Below are 24,328 nucleotides of genomic sequence, written 5' to 3' on the forward strand. Positions count from 1 at the left end.
ATTTTTAGAGAATGCAAGAAGATTTCTTACAGTATATATGGAAGTATAAAAAATTTAATCCGTTCAATTTAAAAACTACTCAAAATGAACAGATTTCAATTGTTTCTGTAGGGCTGCATAATCATGATTCTGGACCAGATTTTTTTAATGCTCAACTAAAAATTGGAGAACAATTATGGGCAGGAAATGTTGAGGTTCATATTAATTCTAATGATTGGTATCTTCATAATCATGAAAAGGATAAAACGTACGATAATGTAATCCTTCACATTGTATGGGAATACGATAATGATATTTATAGAAAAGATAATACATGTATTCCAACTTTAGAATTAAAAAATTATACCTCACCTGAAACTTTAAATAATTATCATAAATTATTTTCTAAAACTCCAAAATGGATTAATTGCGAGAAAGATTTTAAAAATGTTGATAGTTTTATAGTCGAAAATTGGATAGAACGCTTGTATTTTGAGCGCTTAGAACGAACATCTCAAGATATAAAAATACTTTTAGAGAACTCAAAAAATAATTGGGAAGCTGTTTTATTTAAAATGTTAGCGAGGAGTTTTGGACTTAAAGTGAATGGAGATGCATTTTTTAGTATGGCAAATTCCTTTGATTTTTCAATACTAAGAAAAGTGCAATCAAAACAATTGAGTGTTGAAGCTTTATTGTATGGACAATCTAATTTATTAGAAGACGATTTTCAAGAACCTTATTTTACAGAACTTAAAACAGAATATGAGTTTTTAAAACAAAAATTTCAACTTTCAAATTCTGCAATAATACCAATTCAGTTTTTTAGATTAAGACCCCTTAATTTCCCAACTATAAGAATATCTCAATTAGCGAGTTTATATCATAGATCACAAAATTTATTTTCTAAAATAATAACAACCATTTCTATAAAAGAAATATATGACATATTTTCTGTTGAAGCTTCAGAGTTTTGGGATACACATTATACATTTCACACTGCTTCAAAGCAGAGAAAGAAAAAACTAACCAAATCGTTTATAGATTTACTATTGATAAATACGATTATTCCGCTTAAATTTAGTTATGCAAAATATCAAGGAATAGAAATTAACGATACTATAATTACTTTAATTCAAAGTATTGCCTCAGAAAATAATACGATTATTAATAAATTTAATTCATTTAAAAAGATATCGAAAACTGCTTTAGATTCACAAGCATTACTTCAACTAAAAAATAATTATTGTGATAAGAATAAGTGCTTACAATGTGTTATAGGAAATACACTTTTAAATAGGAATTGATTAACTTGCGATATGAATATTTTCTATAAACTATTACTCTATTTTCAAAAACATGGTTATTATGTTTGTCAACGTATTGCAGATCGTTTGGGTATTAGAGCAAAAGTGGTTAGAACATCTTTTATGTATTTAACTTTTGTAACAGTTGGTTTTGGTTTTGCGCTTTATTTGTTTCTCGCATTTTGGATGCGTATTAAAGATTTACTCTATACAAAACGCACTTCAGTTTTTGATTTATAATCTATGCTTAGACTCAAACTATTTAGATCTAAAACTAAAATAGCAATACTATTGTTATTGTTACTGGCGTGCATTGGTATTTTTGGATTTAAACTATTATCAGGATATAGTTGGGTAGATGCATTATATATGACAGTAATTACAGTCACTACTGTTGGTTTTGGTGAAGTACGACCGTTAGACGATACATCAAAAGTGTTTACTGTATTTTTAATTATAGCAAGTGTAGTTATTGTTGGTTACGCCATTAAAGTGATCTCAGAATATATTTTAAGTAAAAATGATATAGAAGAATTAAAACAAAAGAAGATGCAAAAGAAAATTGATGCTTTAAAAAATCATATTATTATTTGTGGTTATGGTAGAAATGGGAGGCAAGCGGCTATAAAATTATTAGCGCATAATAAACCTTTTGTTGTTATTGAAAAAGATAAAGACCTTATAGATAAACTCGAAAATGATCTAGTGCCATTTGTTTCAGGAAATGCAAATGAAGATGAAGTATTAATTCAAGCAGGAGTAGAGCGTGCCGCTTGTTTAATTTCAGCGTTACCTAATGATGCAGATAACCTATTTGTAGTATTGTCTGCGAGGCAGATTAATCAGAAAATGAATATTATAAGTCGTGCATCTCAAGAAACATCCTATAATAAACTTAAACTTGCTGGAGCAAATAATGTAATTCTCCCAGACAAAATAGGAGGAGATCATATGGCTTCTTTAGTGGTAGTTCCCGATTTAATGGAATTTATAGATAACCTATCGATTGTTGGAAAAACAAATATAAATATTGAAGAAATTGAAGTTGAAAAATTGTACAATACATCTCAAATAAAAACCATTAAAGATTTAGATTTACGAAACAAAACTGGATGCAACGTTATTGGATATAAGAACGAAAATGGTGAATATATTGTTAATCCAGAAGCAACACTAAAACTAATGCCTAAATCTAAGATCATTGTTTTAGGGCGCCCAGAACAAATACATACACTTAATTCTCTATACAATATAGATTGATTTTCTTTTTAACAGCTTATGTTTTAAAAACTCATTTTTTTTTAGCATCTTGCTGTCCTTATATTAAAAACTAAATAATATACTAACTAATATTTTTTATTATGAAGAAATATCTTCTTTCAATTTTTACATTATTACCATTTTTAACATTTGCACAAGATAAAGGGCTAGACGAAAGGATAAACGACTGGTTTTTTCCAATTGCAGTATGGTGGGAAAATCTAGTGTTAACGACTGTTCCTATTGGTGAATATAATGTTCCGGTAGTTGTACTTTTATTAGTAGCAGGAGCAAGTTTTTTTACTATTTATTTTAAATTCCCAAGCATCACTAAGTTTGGATTAGCAATAAACACAGTTCGTGGTAAATACGATGAAATTGAAGGACATGGAGTAGAAGAAAAAGTAGCAGTTAATATTGTAGATGGTGATTTGCCTGATACTATAAGAGATGAAAGTGAAGAAGGAGAAGTATCTCATTTCCAGGCTTTAGCAACAGCAGTTTCTGGAACCGTTGGTTTAGGTAATATTGCAGGGGTAGCCGTGGCAATTGCACTTGGTGGACCAGGAGCAACCTTTTGGATGATTGTTTGTGGATTAATAGGTATGGCTACAAAATTTGTAGAATGTACTTTAGGTGTAAAATATAGAGATGTAGGTCCAGACGGAACAGTATATGGTGGTCCGATGTACTATTTATCAAAAGGATTAAAAGAAAGAGGGTTTGGAGGTATTGGTAAAGTATTAGGTGTACTTTTTGCAATTTTATGTATTGGCGCTTCATTTGGAGGAGGTAATGCATTTCAATCTAATCAAGCAGCAGTACAGTTAAGCTCATTATTTAATTTACAAGGAGGCTCTACTGGAGTTGTAATTGGAATTATATTAGCTATTCTTGTTGGAATAGTAATTATTGGAGGAATAAAACGTATCGCTAAAATTACTGAAAAAATAGTGCCATTTATGGCAGGTATTTATGTGTTGGCAGCTTTAGTAATCATATTTGCTAACTTTAGTTATATAGATGATGCATTTGGACTAATCTTTAAAGGAGCATTTACACCATTTGCTGCAGTTGGAGGTTTTGTTGGAGTATTAATAGTAGGATTTCAACGAGCAGCATTTTCTAATGAAGCAGGAGCTGGTAGTGCTGCAATTGCACATTCTGCAGTAAAAACAAAATACCCTGCATCAGAAGGAGTAGTAGCATTACTAGAGCCATTTATTGATACAGTTGTAATTTGTACAATGACAGCTTTAGTAATTATTTTCTTTAATATAGATGGTGCTAATATGCAAAGTATATTTGAATATGGATCAGTTCAAGGAAGTAATGTTATATTAAATGGTACTGGAGAACAATTAGGAGGAGTAGATTTAACTTCTAAAGCATTTGATTCTGTAATACCAGGATTCTCATATATTTTAACAATAGCGATTGTGTTATTTGCATTCTCTACAATGATTTCTTGGTCTTATTATGGCTTACAATCATGGAAGTATTTATTTGGAAGAGGTAAAAGAGCAGATATGGCTTATAAAATCTTATTCTTAGTATTTGTTGTTATTGGAGCTGCTGCGACATTAGACGCTGTTATTAAATTCTCTGATGCAATGATATTAGCATTGGTATTCCCTAATATGATAGGATTATTTTTCTTATTCCCTAAAGTTAAAGAAGAAGTTGCTAGATATATGAAAGCAATTAGAACATCTAAAGAATAAAAATAATTCCTTAAATTCGTCTTTAAATCTTTAAAGATGAATAAATTAAAATCCCACTTCCAGTTTTCTAAAAAACAACGAAGTGGGATTTTTATATTACTACTACTTATTATAATATGTCAATGTATTTACTTTTTTATAGAAATACCTCCAGAAGATATTGCAATTGATGATAACGAATTACAACGATTTCAAAAAGAAATAGATTCACTTCGTTTAGTTCGACTTGAAAATAATAAACCTAAAATTTATCCATTTAATCCAAATTTTATTACAGATTATAAAGGCTATACTTTAGGAATGACTAATGAAGAAATTGATAGACTCTTGAAGTTTAGAAGTAAAGATCGATGGATTAATTCCTCAAAACAATTTCAAGAAATAACCAAAATTTCAGATTCTTTATTGAGAGCTATTTCTCCATATTTTAAATTCCCTAATTGGATAAAAACCCCTAAGCCAATAGCTTTAAACGCAAGTAATACTATTATTAAAACATATACTCAAAAACGAGATTTAAATACCGCTACAACATTACAACTTCAAAGAGTTTATGGGATAGGTAAAACATTATCTAAACGTATTGTTGATTATAGAAACAAATTTAAAGGCGGTTTTATTTCAGATATTGAGCTTCAAGATATCTATGGTTTATCTTTAGAAACTATACGGCAATTAACAAATGAATTTACAGTTAAAACACCTAGAAAAGTTAGAAAGGTAAATTTAAATACTGCGACTAAAAATGAGCTGGTGACCATTCAATATATTGATTACGAATTAGCTGATGAAATTATTGAACAAAGAGTATTGAGGGAAGGATTTAAAACCTTAGATGAATTAACAAAAGTTAAAGGTTTTCCAGGAAATAAGATTGATATAATTAAATTATATTTGACCCTCAATTAAAAAAAACAAGAAATTAGAGATGAGTAATATGTACTTCACAGAAGAGCATCAATTATTTAGAGAAAGTCTTCAAGACTTTTTAAAAAAAGAAGTAGTTCCTCATATTGAGAAATGGGAAGAAACGGGTCATATAGAACGTTTTATTTGGGAGAAATTTGGAGAAATGGGTTATTTTGGACTTTCGTATCCAGAAGAATATGGAGGATTAGATTTAGATTTATTCTATACTGTAATATGGTTAGAAGAATTACAAAAAATAAATTCTGGTGGTTTTGCTGCAGCTATGTGGGCACACGCTTATTTAGCAATGACACACCTTAATAAAGAAGGAAATCATGATATAAAACAACGCTATTTAGCACCGAGTATTACTGGAGAAAAAATAGGATGCCTTTGTATTACAGAGCCTTTTGGAGGGAGCGATGTGGCAGGAATGCGAACTACTGCTGTGAAACAAGGTGATACATATGTGATTAATGGATCTAAAACATTTATTACAAACGGAGTATACAGTGATTATTTGGTTGTTGCCGCTAAAACATCTCCAGATTTAGGAAATAAAGGACTTAGTATTTTTGTCATGGATAGAGATACCCCTGGCATCTCTGCTACTAAGTTAGATAAACTAGGATGGAGAGCATCAGATACAGGTGAGATTGCATTTGATAATGTTGTGGTATCTGTATCCAATTTAATGGGAGAAGAAGGCAAAGGATTTCCTTATATAATGCAGCATTTCGCTTTAGAACGTTTAATAATGGGTATAAATGCTCATGCAAGATCAGAGTATGCTTTAGAATATGCTATTCAATACATGAAAGAACGTCAAGCATTTGGTAAGACTATAGATAAATTTCAAGCATTACGTCATTCCGTTGCAGATATGGCAGCAGAGATTGAAGTAAGTAAAGAGTTTAATTACTCAGTTGCAAAACGTCTTAATGATGGTGAATATGTTGTTAAAGAAGCAACGATGTCTAAATTAGTATCTACTAAAATGGCAGACAGAGTAGCTTATGATTGCCTGCAGTTATTAGGAGGATATGGTTATATGGAAGATTATCCATTAGCTAGAATTTTAAGAGATAGTCGTTTAGGTCCAATAGGTGGAGGAACTTCAGAAATCTTAAAGGAGATTATTGCTAAAATGATAATAGATAATAAAGATTATAAGCCGGCAACATAATATATTGAATGTCATTTTAGCAAAAATCATTTTTAATTATTGCTAAAATGATAATAGACAATAAAGATTATGAGCTAACGATATAATTTAATGATTATTAATTGTACATTATAAATTAGTTTATATATTTGCATCCACAAAATCTAAAAGAGAGGAGGTTAAGACACTATGTTAATAATACCAATTAAAGAAGGAGAAAATATAGATAGAGCGTTAAAACGTTTTAAGAGAAAGTTTGATAAAACTGGAACAAAACGTCAACTACAAACACGTAAGCAGTTTATAAAGCCTTCAGTGAAACGTAGAGCGCAAATTCAAAAAGCACAATACATCCAACACTTAAGAGATGCAGAAGAAATCTAGTAAGTAGTTGTAAATAATATTTAAGATCCCACAATGTAAATTGTGGGATTTTTTTATACTTAAATTTTTAAAGTTTTGTATTTTTATAAAAACCTTATTGATAATATTTATGTCTTTTCAAACTTTTATAGATTACCTTCAACTTGAAAAGAATTATTCTTCACATACCATAAATGCTTATCAAAAAGATTTAGAAAGTTTTCAGCAATTTTTAAAAGAAGAGTTTGATGTTTCAAATATCTCTAAAGTTCATTATAATGAAATTAGAAATTGGATTGTAAAATTAGTAGAAAGTGGTTTATCTAATCGAACAATTAATAGGAAAATATCATCTTTAAATGCTTATTATAAATATCTAATGAAAATTAAAGATTTAAAAATAAATCCTTTAACAAAACACAAATCATTAAAAGTGAGTAAGAAGGTGCAAATACCTTTTTCTGAAACAGAAATTACAGAAGTATTAGAGAATTTAGACTTTGATAATTCATTTGAAGGTGTTCGTGATAAATTAATTATAGAACTCTTTTATACTACAGGCATCCGACGAATAGAATTAATCCAATTAAAATTGAAAGACATAGATTTATCTAATAATACAATTAAAGTGTTGGGGAAAAGAAATAAGGAGCGTTTTTTGCCGTTATTAGATACATTAATAAGCACAATAAACGCTTATTATAAAAAGCGACAAGAACTAGAAATTATAAAAGATTATGAGTTTGTTTTTTTAACTAAAAAAGGATTAAAAATTTATGAAACACTTGTTTATCGAATAATAAATGATTATTTTAGTAAAGCATCTACAAAAGTAAAAAAGAGTCCACATATCCTACGGCATTCATTCGCGACTCATTTGCTAAATCAAGGTGCTGATTTAAATGGTGTAAAAGAACTTCTTGGTCATTCTAGTTTAGCTGCAACACAAATTTATACTCATAATAGTATTGCAGAATTAAAAAAAGTGTATTCTAAAGCACATCCAAGAAATAAAAATTAGAACCTACAAATATTGTCTAACTAAAAAAACAAAAAGATGAAAGTAAACACACAATCCGTTAACTTCAATGCAGATCAAAAATTAATAGATTTTATTCAAAAACGAATGAATAAATTAGATCAATATTACGATAAAGTTATAAAATCAGATGTTTTTTTAAAAGTTGAAAATACAAGTGATAAAGAAAATAAAATTTTTGAAGCAAAAATTAGCGTCCCTGGAGATAGTTTTATCGTAAAAAAACAATGTAAGTCATTTGAAGAAGGTACAGATTCGGCAGTAAATTCACTTGAAAGGCAGTTAAAAAAGCGTAAAGAAAAATTAAGATCACATTTATAGATAAAATTTTTCAAAAAATGTTTTGAATAAATAAATAAATATATACATTTGCAGTCCGTTAGAAATAGCGGACTTTTTTATGCTAAACTTTTAGACTAAAAAAGAACAAAAAAAGCCGATGTAGCTCAGCTGGCTAGAGCAGCTGATTTGTAATCAGCAGGTCGTGGGTTCGAGTCCCTCCATCGGCTCTTTTATTACAGAACACTAAAGAGTTAAATCTTTAATTTAAATTAAAGATTTAATACAGGGAAACAAAATCTAAAGTGTAGTCAACATAATTCCCTTTATATTGACTTAAGTTCTTTAAAAGAGTGATTAAAATATAATATAGGGGAGATACTCAAGCGGCCAACGAGGGCAGACTGTAAATCTGCTGACTATGTCTTCGCAGGTTCGAATCCTGCTCTCCCCACTATATTTTGACTAATGGATTTTTAAAAATTAATGCGAGAGTAGCTCAGTTGGTAGAGCGTCAGCCTTCCAAGCTGAATGTCGCCGGTTCGAACCCGGTCTCTCGCTCTAGTTTTTAGCCGGTGTAGCTCAGGGGTAGAGCGTTTCCTTGGTAAGGAAGAGGTCACGGGTTCAAATCCCGTCATTGGCTCTTTTAAAATTTATAAAATTGAACACTAATATTATTATATAACTAAGATTAAATTTTAAATCATGGCAAAGGAAACTTTCGATCGTTCCAAACCACACCTTAACATAGGTACTATTGGACACGTTGATCACGGTAAAACAACTTTAACTGCTGCTATTACAAAAGTATTAGCTGATGCAGGTTTATCTGAAGCTAAAGCATTCGATCAAATCGATAACGCTCCAGAAGAAAAAGAAAGAGGAATCACAATTAATACATCTCACGTAGAATACGCAACAGCTAATCGTCATTACGCTCACGTTGACTGTCCAGGTCACGCAGATTACGTAAAGAATATGGTAACTGGTGCTGCTCAAATGGATGGTGCTATTTTAGTGGTTGCTGCTACAGATGGACCTATGCCACAAACTCGTGAGCATATCTTGCTTGGTCGTCAAGTAGGTATTCCTCGTATCGTTGTTTTCTTAAACAAAGTTGATATGGTTGATGATGAGGAGTTATTAGAGTTAGTTGATATGGAAGTTAGAGATCTTCTTTCTTTCTATGAATATGATGGTGATAATGGGCCAGTAATTTCAGGTTCTGCTTTAGGTGCACTTAACGGTGAGCAAAAATGGGTAGATACTGTTATGGAATTAATGGAAGCTGTAGATAACTGGATTGAAGAGCCGACTCGTGAAGTAGATAAAGATTTCTTAATGCCAATTGAAGATGTATTCTCAATTACTGGACGTGGTACTGTTGCAACTGGTCGTATAGAGACTGGAATTGCTAACACTGGAGATCCAGTTGAGATTATTGGTATGGGTGCTGAAAAATTAACTTCTACTATTACAGGAATTGAAATGTTCCGTCAAATATTAGATAGAGGAGAAGCTGGAGATAATGCAGGTATCTTATTAAGAGGTATTGAGAAAACTCAAATCTCTAGAGGTATGGTAATCTGTAAGCCAGGATCTGTAACACCACATGCTAAATTTAAAGCAGAGGTTTATATCCTTAAGAAAGAAGAAGGTGGACGTCATACTCCATTCCATAATAACTACCGTCCACAGTTTTATGTACGTACAACTGATGTAACTGGAAACATTGCGCTTCCTGATGGAGTAGAAATGGTAATGCCTGGAGATAACTTAACTATAAAAGTTGAGTTAATTAATACAATTGCAATGAATGTTGGACTACGTTTCGCAATCCGTGAAGGTGGTAGAACAGTAGGTGCAGGTCAGGTAACTGAGATTTTAGACTAAACAAAGTTTATAATTATAAAAGTTAAGGTGTTTCGATTTTTCGGAATGCCTTGACTTATATTTACGGGTTTAGCTCAGTTGGTAGAGCACTGGTCTCCAAAACCAGGTGTCGTGAGTTCGAGTCTCTCAACCCGTGCTGATTAAACAAGATTAGAAAGTTTTTAAATAACTTCTAAAATTGTGAATGAAAAAGTTTTGAGTATTTAATAATTGTTAAGTCGATGATAATACTCAATACTTATAAATAAAAACATAATGGCAGGAATTGTAAATTATATAAAAGAATCATTTGGAGAGTTAAAGAATAATGTGACTTGGCCAGTATGGGCTGAAGCACAACGATTAACAGTTGTAGTAGCTGTTTTTTCAATTATTTTTTCACTAGCTATTTGGGGTGTAGATACTGTGTTCAGTAAAGTTGTAAGTGTATATTTTGATTGGATTAAATAAAACAATTTGCAATGGCAGAAAATAGTATTGATAAAAAGTGGTATGTGGTTAGAGCTGTAAGCGGGCAAGAAAACAAAATCAAAGCTTATATAGAAACTGAGATCTCTAGATTAGGTTTAGGGGATTATGTAAATCAGGTATTAGTACCTACAGAAAAAGTGATTCAGATTCGCAATGGGAAAAAAATAAATAAAGAAAAAGTATATTTTCCTGGGTATATAATGATTCAAGCCAATTTAAGCGGTGAGATTCCTCATATTATAAAATCTATTACTAACGTTATAGGTTTTTTAGGAGAAACTAAAGGTGGAGATCCAGTACCATTACGACAATCTGAAGTAAACAGAATGTTAGGTAAAGTTGATGAACTATCTGTTGAAGCAGATGCAAATGTTGCAATACCATTTGTAATTGGCGAAACTGTAAAAGTAGTTGATGGTCCATTTAATGGATTTGATGGTACTATTGAAAAAATAAATGAAGAAAAGCGTAAACTAGAAGTAATGGTTAAGATTTTTGGAAGAAAAACACCATTAGAGTTAAGTTATATGCAAGTAGAGAAAGTATAATAATTGTTACACATATATTATAGATGTGTTTTTTAAGGCTTCCAATTTTAAAAAACATATTAAATTAAATTAAAAAAATGGCAAAAGAGTTAAGTAAAGTAGTTAAGCTACAAGTTAGGGGAGGTGCAGCGAATCCGTCGCCACCGGTTGGACCCGCTTTAGGTGCCGCTGGAGTTAATATCATGGAGTTCTGTAAGCAGTTTAATGCTAGAACACAAGATAAACCAGGTAAAGTTTTACCGGTAGTAATATCGGTTTACAAAGACAAATCATTTGACTTTGTAATTAAAACACCACCAGCAGCAGTACAATTATTAGAAGCGGCCAAAGTAAAAAAAGGTTCAGGAGAACCAAATAGAAAAAAAGTAGCGAAAGTTACTTGGGATCAAGTTAAAGCTATTGCAGAAGATAAAATGCAAGATTTAAATGCATTTACTGTTGATTCAGCTATGAAAATGGTTGCAGGTACAGCTAGATCTATGGGAATAACTGTTAAAGGAGGAGAAGCTCCTAACTAATCTAAAAAATTTTTGAAATGGCAAGATTAACAAAAAAACAGAAAGAAGCTGTAGCTAAAATCGATAAGAACAAAGTATACAGCCTACAAGAAGCGTCACAATTAGTAAAAGATATTACTACTACAAAATTTGATGCCTCTATAGATTTAGCAATTCGTTTAGGAGTAGATCCTAGAAAAGCTAACCAAATGGTAAGAGGTGTAGTATCTCTTCCTCATGGTACAGGAAAAGACGTTAAAGTTTTAGCATTAGTAACACCAGATAAAGAAGCAGATGCAAAAGCTGCTGGAGCTGATTATGTTGGTTTAGATGAGTACTTAGATAAAATTAAAAGCGGATGGACTGATGTAGATGTAATTATTACAATGCCAAGTGTAATGGGTAAATTAGGACCTTTAGGACGTGTTTTAGGACCAAGAGGATTAATGCCTAACCCAAAAACTGGTACGGTAACTATGGATATAGCTAAAGCAGTAACAGAAGTAAAAGCTGGTAAAATAGATTTTAAAGTTGATAAAACTGGAATTGTTCATGCAGCTATAGGAAAAGCATCATTTAGTGCAGAGAAAATTGAAGGTAATGCACAAGAATTACTTTCAACTATAATGAAATTAAAACCAACTGCTGCTAAGGGAACTTATGTAAAAAGTATTTTTATGTCAAGTACAATGAGCCCTAGTATTGCTGTTGATTCTAAAATAGGTTAATTAGTAGTTAAAGATTTTTATAATGACAAGAGAAGAAAAATCACAAGTAATCGAAGAGTTAACTGCTCAATTATCAGAAAATGCTAATATTTATTTAGCAGATATTTCAGGATTAAACGCAGGGACTACTTCAGATTTACGTCGTGCTTGTTTTAAAGCAGATGTAAAATTAGCAGTTGTTAAGAACACATTGCTTGAAAAAGCAATGGAAGCTTCAGAAAAAGATTTTGGAGAATTACCTACAACATTAAAAGGTAATACTTCAGTAATGTATTCTGAAACTGGAAATGCTCCAGCTAAAGTAATTAAAGCGTTTCGTAAAAAATCAGATAAACCACTTTTAAAAGGTGCATTTATTGAGGAAGCGGTTTATTTAGGCGATGAGCAATTGGATATGTTAGTAGATATCAAATCTAGAGAAGAACTTATCGGAGATATTATTGGATTATTACAATCTCCTGCTAAGAATGTTGTTTCGGCACTTAAATCTAGTGGAGGTAAATTATCAGGTATCCTAAAAACATTATCTCAAAAAGAGGGATAATTTAAATAGTACGCACTTTTTACAAAATAAATTAAATTAAAAAAATTATTAAAACGATAGAAAAATGGCAGATTTAAAAGATTTCGCAGAACAGTTAGTAAACTTAACAGTAAAAGAAGTTAACGAATTAGCTGGAATATTAAAAGAAGAATATGGTATCGAACCTGCTGCTGCTGCAGTAGCTGTTGCTGCTGGTGGTGGAGCTGCTGGTGGAGAAGCTGCTGAAGAGCAAACAGAATTTGATGTAATCCTTAAAGCCGCTGGTGGTTCTAAATTAGCAGTTGTGAAATTAGTTAAAGAATTAACTGGTTTAGGATTAAAAGATGCTAAAGAATTAGTTGATGGAGCGCCTAAAGCAATCAAAGAAGGTGTATCTAAAGACGAAGCTGAAGGTCTTAAAACTTCTTTAGAAGAAGCTGGAGCAGAAGTTGAGCTTAAGTAAGCTTAACTAATCTACTACATATGGTTTAGGTCTGGAGTACAAGCTCTAAGACCTAAACCCTTTTGTGTATATAAAAGTAATGTACACGTAAAACTATTATTTTAATCAAAATTTCGTTCGTCGATGTTAGCAAAACAAGCTGAAAGATTAAATTTCTCATCTATTAAAAATAGAACAGAATATCCTGACTTTTTGGATATTCAGATTAAATCCTTCCAGGATTTTTTCCAGTTAGAGACTAAATCAGAAGAAAGAGGTGATGAAGGGTTATATAATACCTTCATGGAGAACTTCCCGATTACAGATACTCGTAATCAATTTGTCTTAGAGTTTTTAGATTATTTTATCGATCCACCAAGATATACAATAGAAGAATGTATAGAAAGAGGATTAACATACAGTGTCCCACTTAAGGCAAGGCTTAAGTTGTACTGTACAGACCCTGAACATGAGGATTTCGAGACCATTGTCCAGGATGTGTATTTAGGTACAATACCTTATATGACTCCAAGTGGTACATTTTGCATAAATGGTGCAGAACGTGTAGTAGTTTCTCAGTTACATCGTTCGCCAGGGGTTTTCTTTGGACAATCTTTTCATGCTAATGGAACAAAATTATACTCAGCAAGAGTAATTCCTTTTAAAGGATCTTGGATAGAGTTTGCTACCGATATTAATAGTGTAATGTATGCTTATATCGATAGAAAAAAGAAACTACCAGTAACAACACTTTTTAGAGCTATTGGTTTTGAAAGAGATAAAGATATTCTTGAAATATTTGATCTTGCAGAAGAAGTAAAAGTATCTAAATCTGGATTAAAAAAGGTAATCGATCGTAAATTAGCGGCACGTGTACTTAATACATGGCATGAAGATTTCGTAGATGAAGATACTGGAGAAGTTGTATCTATCGAACGTAATGAAATTGTTTTAGATAGAGATACTATATTAGATAAAGAAAATATAGAAGAAATAATTGAAGCTGGAGTAAAAACAATTCTTTTACATAAAGAAGATGGACAATCTGGTGATTATGCAATTATTCATAATACATTACAAAAAGACCCTACAAACTCAGAAAAAGAAGCTGTAGAACACATTTATCGTCAATTACGTAATGCTGAGCCGCCAGATGAGGAAACAGCACGTGGTATTATAGATAAATTATTCTTTAGTGATCAACGTTATAACTTAGGTGAAGTTGGTCGTTATAGAATGAATAAAAAATTAGGATTGGATATCGGAATGGATAAGCAAGTGCTTACTAAAGAAGATATCATAACTATTATAAAGTATTTAATAGAACTTATTAACTCTAAAGCAGAGATTGATGATATTGATCATTTATCTAACCGTCGTGTACGTACAGTAGGAGAACAATTATCATCTCAATTTGGAGTTGGTTTAGCACGTATGGCTCGTACTATTCGTGAGCGTATGAATGTTCGTGATAATGAAGTATTTACACCTATCGATTTAATTAATGCTAAAACATTATCATCTGTAATTAATTCGTTCTTTGGTACAAATCAGTTATCTCAATTTATGGATCAAACGAATCCATTAGCAGAGATTACACATAAGCGTCGTTTATCGGCATTAGGACCTGGAGGTTTATCTCGTGAAAGAGCTGGTTTTGAGGTGCGTGATGTACACTATACACATTACGGACGTCTTTGCCCAATTGAAACACCAGAAGGACCAAATATTGGATTAATATCCTCTTTAAGTGTATACGCTAAAGTAAATAACTTAGGGTTTATCGAAACGCCATATCGTAAAGTAGATAACGCCGTAGTAGATATAAAAGGAGCTCCAATATATTTAAGTGCAGAAGAAGAAGAAGAACAATTAATTGCTCAAGCTAATATTCCTGTTGATGAAAATGGTAAAATATTACAAGAGAAAGTAATTGCTCGTATGGAAGGTGATTTCCCTGTAGTTGAACCAACAGATGTACATTATACAGATGTTGCGCCAAACCAAATATCATCTATATCAGCATCTTTAATACCTTTCTTAGAGCACGATGATGCCAATCGTGCTTTAATGGGGTCTAATATGATGCGTCAAGCTGTACCATTATTACGTCCTGAAGCACCAATTGTTGGAACAGGATTGGAGCGCCAGGTAGCATCAGACTCAAGAGTATTAGTAAATGCAGAAGGAGTAGGTGTAGTTGAATATGTTGATGCTAACGAAATTACTATTAAATATGAACGAACAGATGAAGAAGCTATGGTTAGCTTTGATTCTGATACGAAAACATATCCGTTAACAAAATTCAGAAAAACCAATCAAGGAACTTCTGTTAGCCTTAAAGCAATTGTTAGAAAAGGAGATAAAGTAACTAAAGGACAAGTATTGTGTGAAGGTTATGCAACTCAAAATGGTGAATTAGCTTTAGGTAGAAATATGAAAGTAGCCTTTATGCCATGGAAAGGGTATAATTTTGAGGATGCAATTGTAATTTCTGAAAAAGTAGTACGTAACGATGTTTTCACATCTATCCATATTGATGAATATTCATTAGAGGTAAGAGATACAAAACTTGGTAATGAAGAATTAACAAACGATATTCCTAACGTTTCAGAAGAAGCTACAAAAGATCTTGATGAAAACGGGATGATTCGTGTTGGTGCAGAAATTAAACCAGGAGATATTCTTATTGGTAAAATAACACCAAAAGGAGAAAGTGACCCTACACCAGAAGAAAAATTATTAAGAGCAATTTTTGGAGATAAAGCTGGAGATGTTAAAGATGCTTCATTAAAAGCATCCCCTTCTTTACATGGTGTTGTAATTGATAAAAAATTGTTTGCAAGAGCAATTAAAGATAAACGTAAAAGAGCTAAGGACAAAGAAGATATTACTCAATTAGAGGATATTTATGATAATAAATTTGACGATTTAAAAGCAATTTTAATTGATAAGTTATTTGTAATCGTAGGAGGGAAAACTGCTCAAGGTGTATCTAACGATTTAGGTGAAGAAGTATTTCCTAAAGGAAAGAAATTTACACTTAAAATGTTAAATGCTGTAGATGATTATGCACATTTAGTTTCTGGTAAATGGACAACAGATGATCATACAAATAAACTTGTAGCTGACTTAATTCATAACTATAAAATTAAAGAAAACGATTTACAAGGATCTTTAAGAAGAGAGAAATTTACGATTTCTGTTGGAGATGAATTACCTGCAGGTATTATAAAACTTGCTAAAGTTTATATCGCTAAAAAACGTAAACTTAAAGTAGGAGATAAAATGGCAGGACGTCATGGTAACAAAGGTATTGTTGCTCGTATCGTTCGTCATGAAGATATGCCATTCTTAGAAGATGGGACACCAGTAGATATTGTATTAAATCCATTAGGTGTACCTTCTCGTATGAATATTGGTCAGATATACGAAACTGTATTAGGATGGGCTGGACAAAAATTAGATCGTAAATATGCGACACCTATTTTTGATGGGGCTACCTTAGATCAAATTAATGGATTTACAGATGAAGCTGGAATCCCAAGGTTTGGACATACCTATCTTTATGATGGAGGTACAGGAGATCGTTTTGATCAACCAGCAACAGTAGGAATTATCTATATGCTTAAACTAGGGCATATGGTAGACGATAAAATGCACGCACGTTCTATAGGACCATACTCTTTAATTACACAGCAACCTTTAGGTGGTAAAGCACAATTTGGAGGACAACGTTTTGGAGAGATGGAAGTATGGGCACTTGAAGCTTATGGAGCTTCTGCGACATTAAGAGAAATCTTAACAGTAAAATCTGATGATGTTATTGGTAGAGCTAAAACTTACGAAGCTATCGTAAAAGGAGAGCCAATGCCAGAACCTGGTTTACCAGAATCTTTCAACGTATTAATGCACGAATTGAAAGGACTTGGATTAGACATAAGATTAGAAGAATAACCAAACCCCTGTGTAAACAGGGGGCATATTGGTTTTTCAGAGGTTACCAAATAAAGACCTCTGCTATAAAAAAACAAAGATTATTATCAGCATTATGGCAAGAAAGCAAGATAAGAATACAGTACAACAGAGATTTAATAAAATTTCAATAGGTTTAGCATCTCCAGAGTCAATTTTGGCTGCATCTCGTGGAGAGGTATTAAAACCAGAAACTATAAACTATAGAACGCATAAACCAGAACGTGATGGTTTATTTTGTGAGCGTATTTTTGGCCCTGTAAAGGATTATGAATGTGCTTGTGGAAAATATAAACGTATTCGATACAAAGGTATTGTATGTGACCGTTGTGGAGTAGAAGTTACTGAAAAGAAAGTACGTCGTGATCGTGTAGGACACATTAATCTAGTCGTACCTGTAGCTCATATATGGTATTTCCGTTCATTACCAAATAAAATAGGATACCTTCTTGGATTACCATCTAAGAAATTAGATATGATTATTTATTATGAGCGTTATGTGGTAATTCAACCAGGAAATGCTAAAAATGAAGAAGGAGAACCATTACAAAAAATGGATTTCTTAACAGAGGAAGAATATTTAAATATCCTTGAAGCTCTTCCGCAAGAAAATCAATATTTAGACGATACAGACCCGGAGAAATTTATTGCTAAAATGGGTGCAGAATGTTTAATTGAATTATTATCTCGTATAGATTTAGATTCATTATCATTCGAATTACGTCATAAAGCAAATACAGAGACATCTAAACAACGTAAAACTGAAGCGTTAAAGCGTTTACAAGTAGTTGAAGCATTAAGAGATGCTAATAAGAATAGAGAGAATAATCCAGAGTGGATGATTATGAAAGCTATTCCAGTAATTCCACCAGAATTACGCCCGTTAGTACCATTAGATGGAGGTCGTTTTGCAACATCAGATTTAAACGATTTATATCGTCGTGTAATTATTCGTAACAATCGTCTTAAGAGATTGGTTGAAATAAAAGCACCAGAAGTGATTTTACGTAATGAAAAGCGTATGCTACAAGAGTCTGTAGATTCATTATTTGATAACACACGAAAATCATCTGCAGTAAAAACAGATTCTAATAGACCATTAAAATCATTATCAGATTCACTTAAAGGTAAACAAGGACGTTTTCGTCAAAACTTACTTGGTAAACGTGTAGATTATTCAGCACGTTCGGTAATTGTTGTTGGACCAGAATTAAAATTATTTGAATGTGGATTGCCTAAAAACATGGCAGCAGAATTATATAAACCTTTCGTGATTCGTAAGTTGATCGAAAGAGGAATTGTAAAAACTGTAAAATCTGCAAAGAAAATTATAGATAAAAAAGAACCTGTAGTTTGGGATATTTTAGAAAACGTTTTAAAAGGACATCCAGTACTTTTAAATCGTGCTCCTACACTTCACAGACTTGGTATACAGGCATTTCAGCCTAAATTAATTGAAGGTAAAGCAATACAGCTACATCCATTAGTTTGTACTGCCTTTAATGCCGATTTTGATGGAGATCAAATGGCTGTACATTTACCATTAGGACCAGAAGCTATTCTTGAAGCACAATTATTAATGTTGGCGTCTCATAATATCTTAAATCCTGCTAATGGATCACCAGTTACTGTACCTTCTCAGGATATGGTACTTGGTTTATACTATATGACAAAATTACGTAAGTCTACTCCAGAATTAAATATTAAAGGAGAAGGCTTAACATTTTACTCTCCTGAAGAAGTTACTATTGCTTATAATGAGAAAAGAGTAGATTTAAATGCATCTATTAAAGTTAGAACGATAGATTTTAATGAAGAAGGAACTTTATCAAATCAAATAATTGAAACTACTGTTGGCCGTGTATTATTTAATGAAAAAGTACCAGCAGCTGCAGGATATATTAATGAGGTATTAACCAAAAAATCTCTTAGAGATATTATTGGTAATATCTTAAAAGTAACTAGTGTACCAGAAACGGCAGCTTTCCTTGATGAAATTAAATCTTTAGGATATAATTTTGCATTTAAAGGAGGTTTATCGTTTAGTTTAGGAGATATTATTATTCCACCAGAAAAGCATACAATGATCGATTCTGCTAATAAACAAGTAGATGGTATTATGGGTAACTATAATATGGGATTAATAACTAATAACGAACGTTATAATCAAGTTATTGATATTTGGACATCTACAAATGCAGAATTAACAGAATTATCCATGAAACGAATTCGAGAGGATCAACAAGGATTTAATTCGGTATTTATGATGCTTGATTCTGGAGCTAGGGGATCTAAAGAACAGATTCGTCAGCTTACAGGTATGCGTGGATTAATGGCAAAACCTAAAAAATCTAATGCAGGAGGTGGAGAGATTATTGAAAATCCAATTCTTTCTAACTTTAAAGAAGGATTATCAATCTTAGAATATTTTATCTCTACACACGGTGCTCGTAAAGGACTTGCAGATACTGCTTTAAAAACAGCAGATGCAGGATACTTAACACGTCGTTTAGTAGATGTATCTCAAGATGTTATTGTAAACATTGAAGATTGTGGTACTTTAAGAGGAATTACAGTAGAACCACTTAAGAAAAATGAAGAAGTTGTCGAAACTTTAGAAGAAAGAATTGTTGGCCGTACATCTTTACATAATGTATATAATCCATTAACAGAAGAACTATTAGTAAGTTCTGGTGAGCACATTAATGATGTGATTGCAAAACGTATTGAAGATTCTCCAATAGAGGCAATCGAAGTGCGTTCTGCATTAACTTGCGAAGCTAAAAAAGGTATCTGTAGCAAATGTTATGGACGTAATTTAGCAACTGGTAAAATGGTACAGCGAGGAGAAGCAGTTGGAGTAGTAGCTGCACAATCTATTGGTGAACCAGGAACACAATTAACACTTCGTACATTCCACGTAGGTGGTATTGCAGGTAACATTTCTGAAGAGAATAGATTAACAGTTAAGTTTAATGGAATTGCTGAAATCGAAGATCTTAAAACTGTTAAAGGTGAAGATAATGAAGGTAATGAAGTAGATGTTGTTATTTCTAGAACATCAGAAGTAAAACTTATCGATGAGAAAACAGGAATTGTATTGAGTACCAATATCATTCCTTATGGATCATATATTTACGTTAAAAACAAACAAAAGTTAAAAGCTGGAGATGTTGTTTGCCAATGGGATCCATATAATGGTGTGATTATTTCAGAATTTGCTGGTAAAGTAAGATATGAAAATATTGAGCAAGGTGTAACATACCAAGTTGAGATTGATGAGCAAACCGGTTTCCAAGAAAAAGTAATTTCTGAATCTAGAAACAAAAAATTAATTCCAACTTTATTAATTGAAGATACAAATGGAGATGTGATACGTTCGTATAACTTACCAGTTGGAGCTCACTTAATGACTGACGATGGAGATAAAATTAATGTAGGTAAGATTTTAGTTAAAATACCTCGTAAATCTGCAAAAGCAGGAGATATTACAGGAGGTTTACCTCGTGTAACTGAATTATTTGAAGCACGTAATCCATCTAATCCAGCTATTGTAAGTGAAATCGATGGTGTAGTATCTTTCGGTAAAATTAAGCGTGGTAATCGTGAGATTATTGTTGAATCTAAACTGGGAGATATTAAGAAATACTTGGTAAAATTATCAAATCAAATTTTAGTACAAGAAAATGATTTTGTAAAAGCAGGTATGCCATTATCAGATGGTTCAATAACACCTAACGATATTTTAAATATTAAAGGCCCTTCTGCTGTACAACAATACTTAGTTAATGAAGTACAAGAAGTATATCGATTACAAGGTGTGAAAATTAATGATAAGCATTTTGAAGTTGTTGTAAGACAAATGATGCGTAAAGTTAGAATTAACGATTCTGGTGATACGATCTTCTTAGAAGACCAATTAGTTCATAAAGCTGATTTTATTGAAGAGAATGATGATATCTTTGGTAAGAAAGTTGTTGAAGAATCTGGAGATTCAGAAAACCTTAAAGCTGGACAAATTGTAACAGTTAGAGAGCTGAGAGATGAGAATTCTATCTTACGTCGTGAAGATAAGAAACTTGTTGAAGCTAGAGATGCTCAACCAGCAACTGCAACACCTATATTACAAGGTATTACTAGGGCTTCATTACAAACGAAATCATTTATCTCAGCAGCATCGTTCCAGGAAACAACTAAAGTTCTTAATGAAGCTGCGGTAAGTGGTAAAGTTGATGCTTTAGAAGGATTAAAAGAGAATGTGATTGTTGGACATAAAATCCCTGCAGGAACAGGACTTAGACATTATGATGATATCATCGTAGGATCTAAAGAGGAGTTTGATGAAATGATGCAAGCAAAACAAGAAATGAATTATAATTAAATAAGAAATCCATAAATGGATAAGCTTATGAATGTTCACGAAAGTGAAATCTTATAAATCAGATCTTTAATATAAAAAAGAGTCCCTTAATAAGTTTTATTATAGGGACTCTTTCATAAAATAAAACTTGAATAATTGAAGCTTTTATTAAGCTAAAATTGAAAAAATAATACAATAATGGCAGACGAAAAAAATACACCTAAACAAGGGCAAATAAATATAGAATTAGATGAAAAGGTTGCAGAAGGAACATATTCTAATTTAGCAATTATTAACCACTCAGTATCTGAATTTGTTTTAGACTTTATAAGTGTAATGCCAGGAATACCAAAAAGTAAGGTGAAATCTAGAATTATTTTAACACCACAACATGCTAAGCGTTTAGCAAAAGCTATAAGTGATAATGTAAAACGTTTTGAAAAAGCTCATGGTGAAATTAAAGATTACGAACAACCACCTATGCCCCTTAATTTTGGGCCAACAGGTCAAGCATAAAAAGAAATTAAAAACCCCTTTTTTATGCCTTGTTATTGTTTAGTTGATACTGTAAAGCACCAGAAGGGCATCGTTTTACTTGTTTGATAATACGCTTATAATTAGCTCCTTCGAGATTGATCCAAGGAATTACAGAACTTCTAAATACATCTGATAACTCATTTGCGCATATTTCTGCGTGAATACATTTACAGGGTTCGAAACTAACAGTAATTTTTTTATTACTATAAGTAGTGTTTACTTTTGTTTCCATTTTAGTTCATATTTGGGGTTATGAATCTTAATTGTAATTAATAATTTAGATGAATATTTTAAATAAATAATCGATTAAATGTATAAAAAATACGATAAAAAACAAATTTTTAACGATAAAAAGTAATTTTAATAAGTTTTATTCTAACTTTTTATATCAAGAATTTATATTAAAAAACTACTTGAATTCAGAAGTAAGATGAAATTTTATTGTTGGGTATTTTTGCTCAGTCATTTGTAAAGAAAATAAAGAATCTGCTAAAAACACCAATTGATTTTGTTTGTCATTAGCTAAAAAACGTTGCTTTACACGTTTAAACTCCTTGTATTCGTCATTATTTTCATCTTCAGGTTCAACCCAACAAGCTTTATGTACATTTAAATTTTCATAAGTGCATTTTGCACCATATTCATGTTCTAATCTATATTGTATAACTTCGTATTGTAAAGCTCCAACAGTGCCTATTACTTTACGACCATTAAGTTTTAAAGTAAATAGTTGTGCAACACCTTCATCCATTAATTGATCAATTCCCTTAGCTAATTGTTTTGATTTTAATGGATCTGCATTATTAATATATCTAAAATGCTCTGGTGAGAAACTAGGAATTCCTTTATAATTAATAATCTCTCCTTCTGTTAAACAATCTCCAATTTTAAAATTACCTGTATCGTGTAATCCAACTATATCTCCAGGATATGAGATATCTACTATCTCTTTCTTTTCTGCAAAAAATGCATTTGGACTTGAAAACTTTAATTTCTTATTATGACGTACATGAAGATAAGGTGCATTACGTTTAAATTCTCCAGACACTATTTTTATAAAAGCTAAACGATTTCTATGATTTGGATCCATGTTGGCATGTATTTTAAATACAAAACCAGTAAATTTATTTTCATCGGGAGCCACTAATCGTTCTTCACTTTGTTTAGAGCGAGGTTTAGGAGCAATTTCAACAAAACAATCTAATAACTCTCGTACTCCAAAATTATTTAGAGCAGAACCAAAAAATACAGGTTGTAACTCACCGTTAAGGTATGTTTTATTATCAAACTTAGGATAAATACCTTCTACAAGTTCAATTTCATCTCGTAATGTTTGTGCAGCATTTTCACCAATTAAGTGTTCTAATTTTGAAGAGGCTAAATCTTTAATTTCGATTGTTTCTTCAATATTTTTTCGACTATCTCCACTAAAAAGATTTACATTCTTTTCCCAAATATTATAAATACCTTTAAAATCATATCCCATACCTATGGGAAAACTTAAAGGGGTTACTTTTAATTTTAATTTTTGCTCAATCTCATCTAATAAATCAAATGCATCTTTTCCTTCTCTATCTAATTTATTAATAAATACAATTATAGGGATATTACGCATTCTACAAACCTCTACTAATTTTTCAGTTTGCTCTTCGACACCCTTAGCAACATCTATAACAACAATAACACTATCTACAGCTGTAAGCGTTCTAAAAGTATCTTCAGCAAAATCTTTATGACCAGGAGTATCTAGTATATTAACTTTTATGCCGTTATACTCAAATGCCAAAACAGAAGTAGCTACAGAAATACCACGTTGTCGTTCTATTTCCATAAAATCACTAGTAGCTCCTTTTTTTACCTTATTACTTTTTACTGCTCCAGCTTCCTGTATAGCGCCTCCAAAAAGTAATAATTTTTCAGTAAGTGTAGTCTTTCCAGCATCTGGGTGGGATATAATACCAAATGTTCGCCTTCTATTAATTTCTTCAATAAAACTCATAAATATATTCCAAATGGCTGCAAAGATAGTATTAATAAAGAGAATGATAAATTTATTTACAAACTGCAAACTTTAATAAAGAAGATAATAAGAGATCTAAAGTTTAAAACTTTACTTTTTAAATAATTTTATTAAGTGTTTATAAACAAATTATCGATTAAACGACATTAAATATCGATGTAATGTTGAATTTTGTAGGAATTCAGTCAAGAAATTATGTTAAATTTTTAAATTTTGTAAGATTTTTGTTGTGAGAGTAAAAAATTACATTACATTTGTCGTTAATCGATAAAAATGAACACTTTATCGATTTTTGATTAAAAATATAAA

21 protein-coding genes and 5 tRNA genes are annotated in these 24,328 nt (G+C 31.6%); 24 read left to right on the forward strand and 2 right to left on the reverse strand.

The features are described 5' to 3' along the window. Positions 1-11: 11 nt before the first annotated feature. The 24 genes from D1817_05795 to D1817_05910 all read left to right on the forward strand — a co-directional run bounded on the left by D1817_05795 (position 12) and on the right by D1817_05910 (position 21,978). Positions 12-1,286, forward strand: a complete 1,275-nt coding sequence (locus tag D1817_05795) for a DUF2851 family protein (GenBank protein ID AXT19399.1) — start codon at positions 12-14, stop codon at positions 1,284-1,286. A 12-nt stretch (positions 1,287-1,298) separates the two neighbouring features. Beyond that, the gene (locus D1817_05800; protein ID AXT19400.1) at positions 1,299-1,526 is read left to right on the forward strand and encodes a PspC domain-containing protein; all 228 of its coding nucleotides are present in this window, start codon (positions 1,299-1,301) and stop codon (positions 1,524-1,526) included. 3 nt (positions 1,527-1,529) lie between these two features. Beyond that, positions 1,530-2,546 carry a potassium channel protein gene (locus tag D1817_05805; protein AXT19401.1) on the forward strand — a complete coding sequence of 339 codons (1,017 nt, stop codon included), beginning with the start codon at positions 1,530-1,532 and terminating at the stop codon, positions 2,544-2,546. A gap of 101 nt (positions 2,547-2,647) precedes the next feature. Further along, the gene (locus D1817_05810) at positions 2,648-4,270 is read left to right on the forward strand and encodes an alanine:cation symporter family protein (GenBank protein AXT19402.1); all 1,623 of its coding nucleotides are present in this window, start codon (positions 2,648-2,650) and stop codon (positions 4,268-4,270) included. A 36-nt stretch (positions 4,271-4,306) separates the two neighbouring features. Beyond that, positions 4,307-5,179, forward strand: coding sequence for a helix-hairpin-helix domain-containing protein (locus tag D1817_05815; protein ID AXT19403.1), 873 nt, complete (start codon positions 4,307-4,309; stop codon positions 5,177-5,179). 19 nt (positions 5,180-5,198) lie between these two features. Beyond that, positions 5,199-6,365, forward strand: a complete 1,167-nt coding sequence (locus D1817_05820) for an acyl-CoA dehydrogenase (GenBank protein ID AXT19404.1) — start codon at positions 5,199-5,201, stop codon at positions 6,363-6,365. Between the two features lie 168 nt (positions 6,366-6,533). Then, on the forward strand, positions 6,534-6,728 hold the full coding sequence (locus D1817_05825) for a 30S ribosomal protein S21 (GenBank protein ID AXT19405.1): 195 nt from the start codon (positions 6,534-6,536) through the stop codon (positions 6,726-6,728). A gap of 109 nt (positions 6,729-6,837) precedes the next feature. Beyond that, the gene (locus D1817_05830) at positions 6,838-7,728 is read left to right on the forward strand and encodes an integrase (protein AXT19406.1); all 891 of its coding nucleotides are present in this window, start codon (positions 6,838-6,840) and stop codon (positions 7,726-7,728) included. Positions 7,729-7,764: 36 nt separating this feature from the next. Then, positions 7,765-8,067, forward strand: a complete 303-nt coding sequence (gene raiA, locus D1817_05835; protein ID AXT19407.1) for a ribosome-associated translation inhibitor RaiA — start codon at positions 7,765-7,767, stop codon at positions 8,065-8,067. A 114-nt stretch (positions 8,068-8,181) separates the two neighbouring features. Further along, a tRNA-Thr gene (locus D1817_05840) sits at positions 8,182-8,255 on the forward strand. 142 nt (positions 8,256-8,397) lie between these two features. Then, positions 8,398-8,482 (forward strand) — tRNA-Tyr (locus D1817_05845). 31 nt (positions 8,483-8,513) lie between these two features. Continuing rightward, positions 8,514-8,589 (forward strand) — tRNA-Gly (locus D1817_05850). Between the two features lie 7 nt (positions 8,590-8,596). Next, positions 8,597-8,668: transfer RNA gene (locus tag D1817_05855), tRNA-Thr, on the forward strand. A 62-nt stretch (positions 8,669-8,730) separates the two neighbouring features. Further along, positions 8,731-9,918: an elongation factor Tu gene (tuf, locus tag D1817_05860; GenBank protein AXT19408.1), complete on the forward strand. Its 1,188-nt coding sequence runs from the start codon at positions 8,731-8,733 to the stop codon at positions 9,916-9,918. Positions 9,919-9,981: 63 nt separating this feature from the next. Then, positions 9,982-10,054: transfer RNA gene (locus D1817_05865), tRNA-Trp, on the forward strand. 119 nt (positions 10,055-10,173) lie between these two features. Then, on the forward strand, positions 10,174-10,368 hold the full coding sequence (gene secE / locus D1817_05870; protein ID AXT19409.1) for a preprotein translocase subunit SecE: 195 nt from the start codon (positions 10,174-10,176) through the stop codon (positions 10,366-10,368). Between the two features lie 11 nt (positions 10,369-10,379). Further along, positions 10,380-10,937: a transcription termination/antitermination factor NusG gene (gene nusG / locus D1817_05875; protein ID AXT19410.1), complete on the forward strand. Its 558-nt coding sequence runs from the start codon at positions 10,380-10,382 to the stop codon at positions 10,935-10,937. Between the two features lie 77 nt (positions 10,938-11,014). Beyond that, positions 11,015-11,455 (forward strand): 50S ribosomal protein L11, encoded by a 441-nt coding sequence (gene rplK / locus D1817_05880; GenBank protein AXT19411.1) that lies wholly within the window; start codon positions 11,015-11,017, stop codon positions 11,453-11,455. Between the two features lie 17 nt (positions 11,456-11,472). Then, the gene (locus tag D1817_05885; GenBank protein ID AXT19412.1) at positions 11,473-12,162 is read left to right on the forward strand and encodes a 50S ribosomal protein L1; all 690 of its coding nucleotides are present in this window, start codon (positions 11,473-11,475) and stop codon (positions 12,160-12,162) included. A 22-nt stretch (positions 12,163-12,184) separates the two neighbouring features. After that, positions 12,185-12,706 carry a 50S ribosomal protein L10 gene (locus D1817_05890; GenBank protein ID AXT19413.1) on the forward strand — a complete coding sequence of 174 codons (522 nt, stop codon included), beginning with the start codon at positions 12,185-12,187 and terminating at the stop codon, positions 12,704-12,706. Positions 12,707-12,770: 64 nt separating this feature from the next. After that, positions 12,771-13,148 carry a 50S ribosomal protein L7/L12 gene (locus D1817_05895; protein AXT19414.1) on the forward strand — a complete coding sequence of 126 codons (378 nt, stop codon included), beginning with the start codon at positions 12,771-12,773 and terminating at the stop codon, positions 13,146-13,148. A gap of 123 nt (positions 13,149-13,271) precedes the next feature. Continuing rightward, positions 13,272-17,084 carry a DNA-directed RNA polymerase subunit beta gene (rpoB, locus tag D1817_05900; protein ID AXT19415.1) on the forward strand — a complete coding sequence of 1,271 codons (3,813 nt, stop codon included), beginning with the start codon at positions 13,272-13,274 and terminating at the stop codon, positions 17,082-17,084. 94 nt (positions 17,085-17,178) lie between these two features. Beyond that, a complete protein-coding gene (gene rpoC, locus D1817_05905; protein AXT19416.1) occupies positions 17,179-21,483 on the forward strand; it encodes a DNA-directed RNA polymerase subunit beta' in 4,305 nt (1,434 codons plus the stop codon). Positions 21,484-21,660: 177 nt separating this feature from the next. Further along, positions 21,661-21,978, forward strand: coding sequence for a DUF3467 domain-containing protein (locus tag D1817_05910; GenBank protein AXT19417.1), 318 nt, complete (start codon positions 21,661-21,663; stop codon positions 21,976-21,978). A 22-nt stretch (positions 21,979-22,000) separates the two neighbouring features. Here the strand turns inward: D1817_05910 and D1817_05915 are convergent, their stop codons facing one another. Both D1817_05915 and D1817_05920 read right to left on the reverse strand, forming a co-directional pair. Continuing rightward, a complete protein-coding gene (locus D1817_05915; protein AXT19418.1) occupies positions 22,001-22,231 on the reverse strand; it encodes a (4Fe-4S)-binding protein in 231 nt (76 codons plus the stop codon). A gap of 177 nt (positions 22,232-22,408) precedes the next feature. Beyond that, on the reverse strand, positions 22,409-23,998 hold the full coding sequence (locus D1817_05920; GenBank protein ID AXT19419.1) for a peptide chain release factor 3: 1,590 nt from the start codon (positions 23,996-23,998) through the stop codon (positions 22,409-22,411). Positions 23,999-24,328 lie beyond the last annotated feature (330 nt).

It is taken from the genome of Flavobacteriaceae bacterium, from assembly GCA_003443635.1.
In the GTDB taxonomy this organism is placed as follows: domain Bacteria; phylum Bacteroidota; class Bacteroidia; order Flavobacteriales; family Flavobacteriaceae; genus AU392.